This is a genomic window from Streptomyces sp. NEAU-174 (genome assembly GCF_052665095.1).
Genome location: NZ_JBQTCE010000009.1, coordinates 367308 through 383194, shown reverse-complemented (window position 1 = coordinate 383194; position 15887 = coordinate 367308). Strand labels below are relative to the sequence as shown.

Here is a 15887-nt window from a genome sequence, read left to right as displayed (position 1 = left end):
AGCTAGGGGTTGTTATGAGGGTTAGTTCGCACATAGCCTCTCAGCGAGAAGTCGACTGATTTGGTTGTTGGTTACCGGCTCCCGTTGAGGATCTGTGGAGCATTTCCGATGCCGTCTGCCGTAATTGGATTGCGTAAATGGCGAATGAAGAGACGCTGCGGGACTACCTCAAGCTGGTAACGGCGGATCTGCACCAGACTCGCCTCCGCCTGCAAGAGGCCGAGGCGAAGAACCACGACCCCATCGCCATCGTGGGGATCGGCTGCCGTTATCCCGGGGGCGTGCAATCGCCCGAGGACCTGTGGCGCATCGTCAGCGAGGGCGTCGACGCGGTCAGCGAGTTCCCGCTGGACCGCGGGTGGAATGTCGACACGATGTACCACCCGGATCCGGACCACCCCGGCACCAGCTATGTGCACGAGGGCGGATTCGTCGACGGCATTGCCGATTTCGACCCTTCGCTGTTCGGCATCAGCCCCCGGGAAGCGCTCGGCATGGATCCGCAGCAGCGGATGCTGCTGGAGACCTCCTGGGAGGCGTTCGAGCGCGCCGGAATCGACCCGGTCGCGGTGCGCGGCCGGCAGATCGGCGTCTTCGTCGGAACCAGCAATCACGATTACCTGGGTGCGATCCTCAGTTCCAACGAGAACTTCGAGGGCTACTTCGGCACCGGTAACGCCGCGAGCGTCGCCTCCGGCCGCCTCTCCTACACCTTCGGTTTCGAGGGCCCGGCCGTCACCGTCGACACCGCGTGCTCCTCCTCGCTGGTGGCGCTCCACCTCGCCGTCCAGGCGCTGCGCAACGGCGAATGCTCGCTCGCGCTCGCCGGTGGCGCCACCCTGATGTGCGCGCCCGGCGTCTTCGTCGACTACAGCAAGATGCGCGGACTGGCCCTCGACGGCCGCTCCAAGCCCTTCGCCCCGGAGGCCGACGGCTTCTGCCTGGGCGAGGGCGTCGGCATGCTGCTGGTCGAGCGGCTGTCGGACGCCCAGCGCAAGGGCCACCCGGTGCTCGCCGTGGTCCGCGGCTCCGCCGTCAACCAGGACGGCGCCAGCAACGGCCTCACCTCGCCCAACGGCCCCTCCCAGCAGCGCGTCATCCTCCAGGCGCTGGCCAACGCCCGGCTCAGCCCCGACCAGGTGGACGCCGTCGAGGCGCATGGCACCGGCACCGCACTCGGCGACCCGATCGAGGCGCAGGCCCTGCTCGCCACGTACGGCCAGGACCGCCCCGAGGGCAAACCGCTGCTCATCGGCTCCATCAAGTCCAACATCGGCCACGCCCAGGCGGGCGCCGGTGTCGGCGGCGTCATCAAGATGGTCATGGCGATGCGGCACGGTGTGCTGCCCCAGACCCTCCATCTCACCGAGCCCACCCCGCACGTCGACTGGACGGCCGGGGACGTCGAACTGCTCACCGCACCCCGCGAGTGGGCCAAGGACCCCGAGGGCGCCACCCCGCGCCGCGCGGGCGTCTCGTCGTTCGGCATGAGCGGCACCAATGTGCACACCATCCTCGAGGAGGCCCCGGCCGCCGCGGCGCCCGCCGAGACCGCCGAGGGCGACGAGCCGGAGCGGGCCGAGCCGCCCCTCGTCCCGGTCGTGCTGTCCGGCAAGAACGAGCAGGCGCTGCGCGCCCAGGCCCTGCGGCTGCGGACCCATCTGGCCGCCCACCCCGGCCACCGCCTCGTCGACATCGGCTACTCCCAGGCCGCCACCCGGGCCGCCCTCGACCGCCGCGCCGCGGTCGTCGCCGCCGACCACGACGAGCTCCTCGCGGGCCTCGACGCGCTCGCCGAGGGCCGCCACCACCCCGAGGTGACCGAGGGCCTCGCCGCCGAGGGCAAGGTCGCGTTCCTCTTCACCGGGCAGGGCAGCCAGCGGCTCGGCATGGGCCGTGAGCTGTACGCGGCGTACCCGGTGTTCGCCGAGGCGCTGGACGCGGTCTGCGCCCAGCTCGACCGCTTCCTCGACCGGCCCCTGAAGGACGTGCTGTTCGGCGACGACGCCGCCACGCTCGACCGGACCGGCTACACCCAGCCCGCCCTGTTCGCCGTCGAGGTCGCCCTCTTCCGCCTCGTCGAGTCCTGGGGGCTGCGGCCCGACTTCCTCTCCGGCCACTCCATCGGCGAGCTCACCGCCGCCCATGTCGCCGGGGTGCTCTCGCTCACCCACGCCTCCGCCCTGGTCGCCGCGCGCAGCCAGCTGATGCAGCAACTCCCCACCGGCGGCGCGATGATCGCGGTGCAGGCGGCGGAGGACGAGGTGACACCGCTGCTCACCGAGCGGGTGTCCATCGCCGCCGTCAACGGCCCGACGTCGGTCGTCATCGCCGGTGACGAGGATGCGGCCGTGGAGATCGCGGCGGGCTTCGAGGCGCGGGGCCGCAAGACCAAGCGGCTCACCGTCAGCCACGCCTTCCACTCCCCGCACATGGACGGGATGCTGGAGAACTTCCGTCAGGTGGCCGAGCGGCTGACCTACGAGGCCCCGAAGATCCCGATCGTCTCCAACCTCACCGGCACCCTGGTGAGCGCCGACGAGATCACCACGCCCGAGTTCTGGGTCAGCCACGTCCGCGAGGCCGTCCGCTTCCTCGACGGCGTCCGCCGCCTCGAGGACCACGGCGTCACTACCTTCGTGGAACTGGGCCCCGACGGCGTGCTCTCCGCCATGGCCCAGGAGTGCGTGAGCGGCGGCAAGAACCGCGCGTACGCCTTCCTGCCCGCCCTGCGCTCCGGCCGCCCCGAGCCCCGCACCCTGAGCCACGCGCTCGCCCAGGCCCACGTCCGCGGTCTGCCCGTGGACTGGGCCACGTACTACGCGGGCACCGGCGCCCGCCGCGTCGAGCTGCCCACCTACGCCTTCCAGCGGCAGCGCTACTGGCCCGCCAACCCCTTCTCGTACGGCGCCGACCCCGCCGCCGTCGAGGCCGCCGCACCGGCCGTGGCCGACGCCCGGTTCTGGGAGGTCGTGCACAGCGAGGACCTGGCCGCCCTGGTCGACACCCTCGGCCTCGACGGCGACCAGCCCCTCAGCGAGGTGCTGCCGGTCCTGTCCGCGTGGCGCCGGCGGAGCCACGTGGACACCACCGTGGACGGCTGGCGCTACCGCGTCACCTGGACCCCGCTGCCACAGGCCCCGGCCAAGCCGCTCACCGGCACCTGGCTCGTGGTCACCCCCGAGGGACGCACCGACGACCCCTGGGTGGTGGAGTCGCTGCGGCTGCTGGCCGAACGCGGCGTCACCGTCCACCGGATCGACGTCGACGGCACCACCGCCGACCGCGCCGCCCTCGCCGAGCGGATCCGCACCGCCCTGAGCCCGGACCCGGCGGCCGAGGCCCCGTCCTTCGACGGTGTGCTCTCCCTGCTCGGCCTGGACGAGCGCCCGTACGACGGGCACCCCTCCCTCAGCGCCGGACTCGCGGGCACCCTCGCCCTCGTCCAGGCCCTCGGCGACGCCGGCCTCGACGCCCCGCTGTGGGCCGCCACCCGCGGCGCGGTCTCCGTCGGCCGCTCCGACCGGCTCACCAGCCCCGAACAGGCTCAGATCTGGGGCCTGGGCCGGACCGCCGCGCTTGAACACCCCGAGCGCTGGGGCGGTCTGATCGACCTGCCCGAGACCGCCGACGACCGCGCCCTCGGGCGGCTCGCCGACATCCTCGCCGGGCCCGAGGGCATCAGCGGCGAGGACCACCTCGCCATCCGCCCGCAAGGCATCCACGTGCGACGGCTGGCCCGCGCCCCGCGCCACGAGACCACCGAGGACGGCTGGACCACCCACGGCACCGCGCTGATCACCGGCGGCACCGGCGCCCTCGGCGGCCATGTGGCCCGCTGGCTGGTGGCCCACGGCGCCCAGCACATCCTGCTCGCGGGCCGCCGTGGCCCCGACGCGCCCGGCGCCGCCGAGCTGCGGGACGAACTCACCGCCCTCGGCGCCCAGGTGACCGTCGCAGCCTGCGACGTGGCCGACCGCGACGCCCTCGCCGCGCTGCTGGCGACCGTCCCCGCGGACCTCCCGCTGACCACGGTCGTCCACGCCGCCGGAGTGCTGGACGACGGGGTGCTCGACGCCCAGACCCCGCGGCGGATGGCCGATGTGCTGCGCGCCAAGGCCGACTCCGCCCGCCATCTGCACGAGCTCACCCGCGGCCTCGACCTGTCCGCGTTCGTGCTCTTCTCCTCCATGGCCGCCACCTTCGGCGCCGCCGGACAGGCCAACTACGTGGCCGCCAACGCCTACCTCGACGCGCTCGCCGAACAGCGCCGCGCCGAGGGCCTGCCCGCCACCTCGATGGCCTGGGGCGCCTGGGCCGACAGTGGCATGGCCACCGACGAGCTGGTGGCCGAGCGGCTCCGGCAGTCCGGGCTGCCCGCCCTCGCCCCCGAACCGGCCACCGCCGCCCTGGGCGCCGCGCTCGACCTCGACGAGACCTTCTCCCTCGTCGTGGACATCGAGTGGAACCGCTTCGCGCCCGGCCTCGCCGGCCACCGCCCGACCCCGCTGCTCGCCGACCTCTCCGAGGCCAAGCGCGCGATCGAGGTGGCGCGCACCGCCACCGGTGGCCCCGCCATCCCCGGCCGGTCCACATCGCTGGCCCAGCGGCTGACCGACGCCGGGACCGACGAGGAACGCGACCAGATCGCCCTGGACTTCGTCCGCACCCAGGTGGCCGTCGTCCTCGGCCACCCCGGGCCGGACTCGGTGGAGCCCAGCCGCGCCTTCCGCGACCTCGGCTTCGACTCGCTGACCGCGGTCGAGATCCGCAACCTGCTGTCCACGCTCACCGGGCTGAAGCTGCCCGCGACCATCATCTTCGACTACCCCACCCCGATCGCCCTCGCCGACCACCTCCAGGCCGAACTCATCGGCACGCGCCCGGCGGTGACCGGTGCGTCGTCGGTGGGCGTGGCCCTGGACGACGACCCCATCGCGATCGTCGGCATGAGCTGCCGCTTCCCGGGCGGTGTGCGGTCGCCGGAGGAGCTGTGGCGGCTGCTGGCGTCCGGGCAGGACGCGGTGGTCGACTTCCCCGCCGACCGCGGCTGGGACCTGGAGACGCTGTACGACCCGGAGGGCACGGGCGAGCACACCAGCTACGTCCGCGAGGGCGGATTCCTCGCCGACGCCGCCGAGTTCGACCCCGTCTTCTTCGGTATCTCGCCGCGTGAGGCCCTTGCCATGGATCCGCAGCAGCGGCTGCTGCTGGAGACGTCGTGGGAGGCGTTCGAGCGGGCCGGGATCGACCCGACCACGCTGCGCGGCCAGCAGGTCGGCGTGTTCGCCGGTACCAACGGCCAGGACTACCTGCCCGTGATCCTCTCCGCCCCCGATGGCTCGGAAGGCTTCATGGGGACGGGTAACGCGGCAAGTGTGCTGTCGGGTCGGGTGTCGTACGCGTTGGGCCTGGAAGGTCCGGCGGTGACGGTGGATACGGCGTGTTCGTCGTCGTTGGTGGCGTTGCACTGGGCGATTCAGGCGTTGCGTGCGGGTGAGTGTTCGTTGGCGTTGGCCGGTGGTGTGACGGTGATGTCGACGCCGGGTTCGTTCGTGGACTTCAGTCGTCAGCGTGGGTTGGCCGCTGATGGTCGTATCAAGGCGTTCGCGGCGGGTGCGGATGGCACTGGTTGGGGCGAGGGTGTGGGCATGCTGCTCGTGGAGCGGCTGTCGGATGCCCGGCGCAACGGCCATGAGGTGCTGGCGGTCGTGCGTGGCTCGGCGATCAACCAGGATGGTGCGTCGAATGGTCTGACGGCGCCGAATGGTCCGTCGCAGCAGCGGGTGATCCGTCAGGCGTTGGCGGGTGCGGGGTTGTCGGCGTCCGAGGTGGACGCGGTCGAGGCCCACGGCACGGGCACCAAGCTGGGTGACCCGATCGAGGCGCAGGCGCTGCTGGCCACCTACGGCCAGGAGCGGGAGCCGGAGCAACCCCTGTGGCTCGGCTCCATCAAGTCCAACTTCGGCCATACGCAGGCCGCGGCCGGTGTCGCCGGTGTGATGAAGATGGTGCTGGCCATCCAGCACGGACTGCTGCCGCAGACCCTCAACGTCGATGAGCCCACCCCGCATGTGGACTGGTCGGCGGGCGCGGTCGCCCTGCTGACCGAGGCGCGGGAGTGGCCGGAGACCGGCCGTCCGCGCCGGGCCGCGGTGTCGTCCTTCGGCATCAGCGGCACCAACGCGCACACCATCATCGAGCAGGCCCCGGTGTACGCGGACGAGACCGAGGACGCGACGCCCGCCGCCGCGCCCCGGTCCGGTTCCCCCGCCACCTGGGTGCTCTCCGCCAAGTCCCCCGAGGGCCTGCGCGACCAGGCCGTACGGCTGCGCACCCACCTCGACGAGCGGCCCGAGCTGGACCTCACCGACGTGGCGTTCACGCTCGCCACGCGCCGTACCGCCTTCGAGGAGCGCGCGGCGCTCGTCGCCGGGGACCGGGACGGGCTGCTGTCCGGTCTGGAGGCGCTCGCCGAGGGGCGCCGCACGCCCAAGCTGGTCACGGGCTCGGTGACCGGTGGCAAGGTGGCGTTCCTGTTCACCGGCCAGGGCAGCCAGCGGCTGGGCATGGGCCGTGAGCTCTACGACGCCTACCCGGTATTCGCGGACGCGCTGGACGAGGTGTGCGCCCACCTGGACGCGCATCTCGAACGGCCGCTGCGGGAAGTGCTGTTCGGGGACGACGCCGAGGCGCTGGACCAGACGGGGTTCACTCAGCCCGCGCTGTTCGCGATCGAGGTGGCGCTGTTCCGGCTGGTCTCGGAGGCGTGGGGGCTGCGGCCCGACTTCCTCTCCGGTCACTCGATCGGTGAGCTGGCCGCCGCGCATGTGGCCGGTGTGCTGTCGCTCGCCGACGCCGCGAAGCTGGTCGCGGCCCGTGGCCGACTGATGCAGGCGCTTCCCGCCGGTGGCGCGATGATCGCCGTCCAGGCGTCCGAGGACGAGGTCGCGCCGCTGCTCACCGAGCGCGTGTCGATTGCCGCGCTCAACGGGCCGTCGTCGGTCGTCATCGCGGGTGATGAGGACGCGGCCGGGGAGATCGCTTCCGGTTTTGAGGCGCAGGGTCGTAAGACCAAGCGGCTCACGGTCAGCCACGCGTTCCATTCCCCGCGCATGGACGGCATGTTGGACGCGTTCCGTGAGGTCGCGGAGGGGCTGTCGTACGAGGCTCCGCGCATCCCGATCGTCTCCAACCTCACCGGTGGCGTGGTGTCCGCCGAGGAGATCACGACCCCCGACTTCTGGGTGCGCCATGTCCGCGAGGCCGTCCGCTTCCTCGACGGCGTCCGGACGATGGAGGCGCAGAACGTCACCACGTTCATCGAGCTGGGCCCCGACGGTGTCCTCACCGCGATGGCCCAGGAGTGTGTGAGCGACTCCGCGCCCGACACGGCGTTCGTCTCCGCGCTGCGCAAGGGCCGCCCCGAGGCCGAGGTGCTCACGAAGGCCGTCGCACGGGCGCACGTCCGTGGCATCGCGGTGGACTGGGCGGCGTACTACGCCCGTACCGGCGCCGCGCAGGTCACGCTGCCCACGTATGCCTTCCAGCGGCAGCGCTACTGGCCGAAGGTCTCGTCGCTGTTCCTCGGCGACGTGGCCGCGGTCGGGCTGGGCGAGGCCGAGCATCCGCTGCTCGGCGCCAGCGCCGAACTTCCGGACGCGGACGGGATGTTGTTCACCGGACGGCTGGCGCTGTCCACCCACCCGTGGCTCGCGGGCCACACCATCCTGGACACGGTGCTGCTGCCCGGCACCGCGTTCGTGGAGCTGGCGATCCGCGCCGGTGACCAGCTCGGCTGCGACTATCTGGAGGAGCTGACCCTCGAGGCGCCGCTGGTGCTGCCCGCGCGAGGCGGTGTCCAGCTGCGGCTCTCGGTCGGCGCGGCCGACGAGACGGGCCGCCGTCCGCTGTTGCTGCACTCCCGGTCGGAGAGCCTGCCCGCCGAGGAGCCGTGGACCCGGCACGCCGCCGGTGTGCTGGCGTCCGGCGGCCGTCCGGAGGCGGCGTTCGAGCTGAGCGCGTGGCCCCCGGCGGACGCGACCGAGGTGGAGCTGGACGGCCGCTACGAGGGCCTGCTGGACATCGGTTTCGCCTACGGCCCCGCGTTCCAGGGGCTGCGCAGGGCGTGGCAGCGCGGCGGCGAGGTGTTCGCCGAGGTGGCGCTGGACGAGGAGACGGCCGAGGAGGCCGCCGCGTTCGGGCTGCACCCGGCGCTGCTGGACTCCGCCCTGCACGCCATCGGCATGGGCGGCCTGGGCAACACGGGTGGCGAAGGGCGGCTGCCGTTCGCCTGGACCGGCGTGTCGCTGTACGCGAGCGGCGCCTCGGCGCTGCGGGTACACCTGACCCCGGCCGGCACCGACGGTGTCCGGCTGGAGATCGCCGACACCACCGGCGCGCCGGTCGCGGCCGTCGAGACGCTGGGGCTGCGCCCGGTCTCGGCCGAGCAGATCCAGAGCGCGCGCACGGCCTACCACGAGTCGCTGTTCCGCCTGGAGTGGGCGACCACGGCCGGGCTCGCCGACGCGGCCGGGGCGGACGTTCCCGCCGACGGCCGGTGGGCGGTGCTGGGCGCGGATCCGCTCGGGCTCGGGACCTCGGCGTACGGGGACCTGGAGACGCTGGCCGCGGCGGTCGCCGCGGGCACCGCGCCCGCGCCCGAGTACGTCGTCGTATCGCCGTCCGCCGAGGTCGGTGAGCAGGTGGCCCGCGGGGCGCACCGTGCCGCCGCCGCGGCGCTCTCCGTCGTCCAGCGGTGGCTGGAGGAGGAGCGGTTCGGGGACGCCCCGCTGGTCGTGGTGACCCGTGGCGCGGTGGCCGTCGAGGCCGACGAACCGGTGGCGGATCTGGCCGGTGCGGCCGTCTGGGGTCTGCTGCGCTCGGCACAGTCCGAGAACCCGGACCGCTTCGTGCTGGTGGACACCGACGGTGCTGACGAGTCGCTGCGGGCGCTGCCCGCCGCCCTGGCCTCCGGCGAGCCGCAGCTGGCGATCCGCGCGGGCGCGGTGTCCGTGCCGCGGCTGGCGCGGGTGGCCGTGGAGCCGGAGGGCGACGACGCCCGGGGTCTCGACCCCGAGGGCACGGTGCTGGTGACCGGCGCGTCCGGTTCGCTGGGCGGGCTGGTGGCCCGGCATCTGGTGGCCGAGCGTGGCGTACGGCAGCTGCTGCTGGTGAGCCGCCGTGGCGACCAGGCCCCTGGCGCTGATGAACTCACCACCGAATTGGCCGAGTTGGGCGCGAGCGTGAGCTGGGCGGCGTGTGATGTGGCCGACCGGGACGCGCTCGCCGCGGCCCTCGCCACCGTCCCCGCCGAGCATCCGCTGACCGCCGTCGTACACACCGCGGGCGTGCTGGACGACGGTGTGATCGGCTCGCTCACCTCCGAGCGCGTCGACCACGTCATGCGCCCGAAGGTGGACGCGGCCTGGAATCTGCATGAGCTCACCCGCGAGCTGGACCTGACCGCCTTCGTGCTGTTCTCGTCCTCCTCCGGTGTGTTCGGCGGCCCGGGGCAGGGCAACTACGCCGCGTCCAACGCCTTCCTGGACGCCCTCGCCCGCCACCGCGCCGCCCAGGGACTGCCCGCCACCGCGCTCGCGTGGGGCCTGTGGGCCGGGGCCGGTATGGGCAGCACCCTGGACGAGGCCGACATCGCCCGGATGCGGCGCGCCGGACTGCCGCCGCTGCCGGTGGCCGAGGGCCTCGCCCTGCTCGACACCGCGCTGACCGTCTCCGAGGCGTCGCTCGTGCCCATGCGGGTGGACCTCGCGGCGCTGCGCAACCAGCCCGCCGTCTCGCCCCTGTTCCGCGGCCTGGTGCGGATCCCGGCGCGGCGCGCGGTGGACGCGGTCGCGGCGGGCGGCGAGTCCGGCCTGGCCGGGCGGCTCGCCGGGCTGTCCGAGGCCGAGCAGGAGCGGCTGCTGCTGGACCTGGTGCGCGGTCAGGTGGCCACCGTGCTCGGCTACGCCGGTGCGGAGACCATCGGTTCGGGCCGGGCGTTCAAGGAGCTGGGCTTCGACTCGTTGACCGCCGTCGAGCTGCGCAACCAGCTCAACTCGGTCACCGGGCTGCGGCTGCCCGCCACGCTCATCTTCGACTACCCGGACCCGCAGGTCCTGGCCCGCCATCTGCGCACCGAGCTCGTCGGCGCCGAGTCCCCGGTGGTGCACACGTCGGTGCCGGTCGTGGCCGCCACCGACGACGAGCCGATCGCCATCGTGGCGATGAGCTGCCGCTACCCGGGCGGGGTCACCACCCCCGAGGAGCTGTGGCAGCTGCTCGCGGCGGGCGAGGACGGCATCTCGCGCTTCCCGGACAACCGTGGCTGGGACCTCGAGGCGCTCTACGACCCGGACCCGGAGACCCAGGGCACCTCCTACGCCCGCGAGGGCGGCTTCCTGCACGACGCCGCCGAGTTCGACCCGGCGTTCTTCGGGATCTCGCCCCGCGAGGCGCTGGCGATGGACCCGCAGCAGCGGCTGCTGCTGGAGACCTCGTGGGAGGCGTTCGAGCGCGCCGGGATCGACCCGCTGTCCGTGCGCGGCAGCAGGACCGGTGTGTTCGCGGGCGTCATGTACCACGACTACGGGTCCCGGCTGCACGCCGTCCCCAGCGAGGTCGAGGGCTACCTCGGCACCGGCAGCTCCAGCAGCGTGGTGTCCGGCCGCGTGGCGTACACCTTCGGCCTCGAGGGCCCGGCCGTCACGGTCGACACGGCCTGCTCGTCGTCGCTGGTGGCACTGCACCTGGCCGCGCAGGCGCTGCGCCAGGGCGAGTGCTCGCTGGCGCTGGCCGGCGGGGTCACGGTGATGTTCACCCCGGGTACGTTCATCGACTTCAGCCGCCAGCGCGGACTGGCCAGGGACGGCCGCTGCAAGTCCTTCGCGGCCGCCGCCGACGGCACCGGCTGGGGCGAGGGCGCGGGCATGCTGCTCCTGGAGCGGCTGTCGGACGCCCGTCGACACGGCCATGAGGTGCTGGCGATCGTGCGCGGCTCGGCCGTCAACCAGGACGGCGCGTCCAACGGTCTGACGGCGCCCAACGGCCCGTCCCAGCAGCGCGTCATCCGCCAGGCCCTCGCCAACGCCCGCCTGACCACCGGTGAAGTGGACGTCGTCGAGGCGCACGGCACGGGTACGACGCTGGGTGACCCGATCGAGGCGCAGGCGCTGCTGGCCACGTACGGTCGGGAGCGGGACGCGGAGCGGCCGCTGTGGCTGGGCTCGGTGAAGTCCAACCTGGGCCACACCCAGGCCGCCTCCGGTGTGGCCGGTGTCATCAAGATGGTGCTGTCGATGCGCCACGGTCTGCTGCCGCGGACGCTGCACGTGGACGAGCCGTCGCCGCATGTGGACTGGTCGGCGGGCGCGGTGTCGCTGCTGACCGAGGCGCGGGAGTGGCCGGAGAGCGGCCGTCCGCGCCGGGCCGCGGTGTCCTCGTTCGGCATCAGCGGCACCAACGCCCACGCCATCATCGAGCAGCCGCCCGCCACCGAGCCGGCCGAGCCCGCGGCGGAGCCCGAGGCCCTGCCGTATGTGCCGGTGCTGCTGTCGGCCCGTACCGAGGACGGGGTGCGGGCCCAGGCGCGGCGGCTGCGGTCGCGGATCGCGGCCGAGCCCGGGGTCTCCCTCACCGACCTGGGCTTCTCGCTCGCCACGACCCGCGCCGCGCTGGAACACCGCGTCGCGCTGGTGGCCGAGAGCCAGGACGAGGCGCTGGGCGCGCTGGACGCGCTGGCGCGCGGTGAGCACCCGGCGCAGGCGCTGCGCGGGGTCGCCACCGAGGGCAAGGTGGCGTTCCTGTTCACCGGGCAGGGCAGCCAGCGGCTCGGCATGGGCCGTGAGCTGTACCGGACGTTCCCGCGCTTCGCCGAGGCGCTGGACGAGGTGTGCGACGCGCTGGACCCGCATCTCGAACGGCCGCTGAAGACCGTGCTGTTCGGCGAGGACGCGCAGGCCCTGGACCGCACCGCGGTCACCCAGCCCGCGCTGTTCGCCGTCGAGGTGGCGCTGTTCCGGCTGGTCGAGGCGTGGGGGCTGACGGCGGACTACCTGTCCGGCCACTCCATCGGGGAGCTGGCCGCCGCGCATGTGGCGGGCGTGTTCTCGCTCGCCGACGCGTGCACACTGGTGGCGGCCCGTGGCCGCCTGATGCAGGAGCTGCCCGGCGGTGGCGCGATGATCGCCATCCAGGCGTCCGAGGACGAGGTGGCGCCGCTGCTGACTGAGCGTGTGTCGATTGCCGCGCTCAATGGGCCGTCGTCGGTGGTGATCGCGGGTGATGAGGACGCGGCTGTCGCGATCGCTTCTGGTTTCGAGGCGCGGGGCCGTAAGACCAAGCGGCTCACCGTCAGCCACGCCTTCCACTCGCCGCATATGGACCCGATGCTCGCGGACTTCCGCAAGCTGGCCGAGGGGCTGACCTTCAACGCTCCGAGGATCCCGCTGGTGTCCTGCCTCACCGGCACGGTGGTCTCCGCCGACGAGGTCCGCCTGCCGGAGTTCTGGGTGCGCCACGTCCGCGAGTCCGTCCGCTTCGCCGACGGTGTCCGCACCCTGCGCGAGCAGGGCGTGACCACGTATCTGGAGCTCGGCCCGGACGGGGTGCTCTCCGCGATGGGCGAGGACTGCCTCGCCGACACGGAGACCGGGACCGGGACCGACGGCGGTGTGGACACCGACGCGGTGTTCGTTCCCGCCCTGCGCGCCGGCCGCCCCGAGGCCCAGGCGCTCGCCACAGCCCTCGCCCACGTCCATGTCCGCGGCGCGGCCCCGGACTGGGCCGCGGTCTACGCCGGGCGCGGCGCCCGCCGCGTGGAGCTGCCCACCTACGCCTTCCAGCGCCAGCGCTACTGGCTCGACGTGGGCATCTCCGTCGAGGACGTCATCTCCGCGGGCCTCGACACGGCCGACCACCCGCTGCTGGGCGCGGCGGTGGAACTCCCCGACACCGGTGGCTTCGTGTTCACCGGGCGGCTGTCGCTGCTGACCCACCCCTGGCTGGCCGACCACGCCGTCATGGACACCGTGCTGCTGCCCGGCACCGCATTCGTGGAACTCGCGCTGCGCGCGGGCCACGAGGCGGGCTGTGACACGGTCGAGGAGCTGACCCTCCAGGCCCCCCTGGTCCTGCCCGAACAGGGCGCCGTCCAGCTGCGGCTGGAGCTCGCGGCGGCCGACGAGACAGGCCGGCGCCCGCTGACCCTCCACTCCCGCCGGGAGGACGCGCCCGCCGACGAGCCGTGGATCCGCCACGCCACCGGCTTCCTCGCCCCGGGCGCCGCGGTCGAGCACACCGCCGAGCCGGTGGACCTGAGCGCCTGGCCCCCGGCCGACGCGACGGCCCTGGCGACCGAGGAGTTCTACGAGGGCGCGGCCGCCGCCGGACTCGGCTACGGCCCGGTCTTCCAGGGGCTGCACACCGCCTGGCGGCGCGGCGAGGAGCTGTTCGCCGAGATCCGGCTGCCCCAGGGCTACGAGCCGCAGGCCGCCGCGTACGGGATGCATCCGGCGCTGCTGGACGCCGCCCTGCACACCCTCGGCCTCGACCCGGACGGCGAGGGGAGCGAGGGCGCGCGGCTGCCGTTCGCCTGGACCGGCGTACGGCTGCACGCCGGGGGCGCCGCGTCGCTGCGCGTACGGCTGCGGCCCGGCGCCGACGGGGTGTCGTTGCACCTCGCCGACGGCACCGGCGCCGCCGTGGCCACCATCGACGGACTGGTGCTCCGCCCGCTGGCGGCCGAGCAGCTGGACGCCTCGCGCGCCGCGCACCACGAGTCGCTGTTCCGCCCCGAGTGGGCGGCCCTGTCCGCGTCCGCCACCGACATCCCGCTCGGCGAGCGCTGGGTGACCCTCGGCGCCGCCACCGGCTTCACCGTCGGCGGCGAGCGGCTGGACGACCACGCGGACCTCGCGGCGCTCACCGCCGCCCTCGACGGTGGCGCGCCCGCCCCCGATGTGGTCGTGGCGCCGCTCACGGGCGCGGCGTCCCTCACGGGCGTGGCGTCTCTCACCGGGACCGGCGGCGTGGCGCCTCTGGGCGCGACCGGCGGCGCGGCGGCGTCCCTGCCCGCCACGGACGGCGCGGCGCTCCCGCCCGCCACTGACGGTACGGCGCCCCTCACCGCCACCGGCGGCATCGCGTCCGTGCCCGACACCGCGCGGGCCGCCGCCCGGGACGCCCTGGACCTGGTCCAGAGCTGGCTGAACGACCAGCGGCTCGCCGACACCCGGCTCGTCCTCGTCACCCGTGGCGCGGTCGCGGCGGCACCCGGCGAGGACGTCGCCGACCTGGCCCACACCACCGCGTGGGGTCTGGTGAAGTCCGCGCAGTCGGAGAACCCCGGCCGTTTCGTCCTGGTGGACACCGACGGCACCGACGCCTCCCAGCGGGCCCTGCCGTCGGTGCTCGCCACCGACGAACCGCAGCTCGCCCTGCGCTCCGGCACCGGCCACGCCTACCGCCTCGCCCGGGTCCCGGCCCTGGCGGACACCCCCGAGCCGGGCGGACTCGGCGACCCGGAGGGCACCGTGCTGCTGAGCGGCGCCACCGGAGCCCTGGGCGGGCTCTTCGCCCGCCATCTGGTGGCGGAGCGCGGAGTGCGGCATCTGCTGCTGGTGAGCCGACGCGGTGGCCAGGCCCCCGGCGCTGCCGAACTCGCCGCCGAACTCGGGGGGTTGGGCGCGGAGGTCACCTGGGCGGCCTGTGACACCGCCGACCGGGAGGCCCTCGCCGCCACTCTCGCGGCCATCCCGGCGGAGCACCCGCTGACCGCCGTGGTGCACACCGCGGGCGTCCTGGACGACGGGGTGATCAGCTCGCTGACCGGTGAGCGGATCGACGCCGTACTGCGCCCCAAGGTGGACGCGGCGTGGAACCTCCACGAGCTCACCCGCGACCTCGACCTGGCCGCGTTCGTGCTCTTCTCCTCGGCCGCCGGTGCCTTCGGCAGCTCGGGACAGGGCAACTACGCCGCGGCCAACACCTTCCTGGACGCGCTCGCCCAGCACCGCCACGCCCAGGGCCTGCCCGCGAGCTCGCTCGCCTGGGGCCTGTGGGCGGCGGCCGACGGCATGGCCGGAAGCCTCGACACCTCCGACGTCAGCCGCATCTCGCGCGGTGGCTTCGCGGCGCTCGGACAGGACGAGGGCCTGGCGCTGTTCGACGTGGCGGGCACCCTGTCCGAGGCCGCGCTGGTGCCGATCCGCATCGACACGGGCGCGCTGCGCGGCCAGGCCGCCGCCGGGCTGCTGCCGCCGCTGCTGCGCGGGCTGGTCCGCACCCCCGTACGGCGCTCCGCCGACACCGGGGCCACCTCCGGTGTCGTGGCCGACTCGGGCGCGGGCTCGCTCGCGACCCGGCTCTCCGGGCTCTCGGAGGCCGAACGCGACCGCGAGCTGCTGGAGGTCGTCCGCGCCCATGTGGCGGCCGTCCTCGGCCACGCCAACCCGGACGACGTGGACGCCGGGCGCGGCTTCCTCGACCTCGGCTTCGACTCGCTCACCGCCGTGGATCTGCGCAACCGACTGGGCGCCGCCGCCGGGCTGCGCCTGCCGGTCACGCTGATCTTCGACTACCCGACGCCCACCGCGCTCGCCGGGTATCTGCGCGAGGAGCTGGCCCTGGACGGCGCGGACGGCGCGGCCGGACACCAGCCCGTACACGCGGAGCTCGACAAGCTCGAGGCGATCCTCGCCACGATCGCCCCGGACGACCTCGAGCGCCCCGGCATCACCACCCGCCTGCGCGACCTCTTGTCGAAGTGGAATGAAACGCAAAGTGCTACGGACAGCACCGCAGATGACCGTGAAATCCAGTCCGCGACGGCAGACGAGATCTTCGATCTCCTCGACGACGAGCTCGGGCTCTCCTGACCAGCTCCACAA

1 protein-coding gene is annotated in these 15887 nt (G+C 73.9%); it reads left to right on the top strand.

What is annotated here, in order from left to right:
- Positions 1 to 137 precede the first annotated feature (137 nt).
- Entirely contained in the window at positions 138 to 15875 is a 15738-nt protein-coding gene (locus tag ACT2CW_RS27160; RefSeq protein ID WP_445518565.1) for a type I polyketide synthase, read from the top strand.
- Positions 15876 to 15887 lie beyond the last annotated feature (12 nt).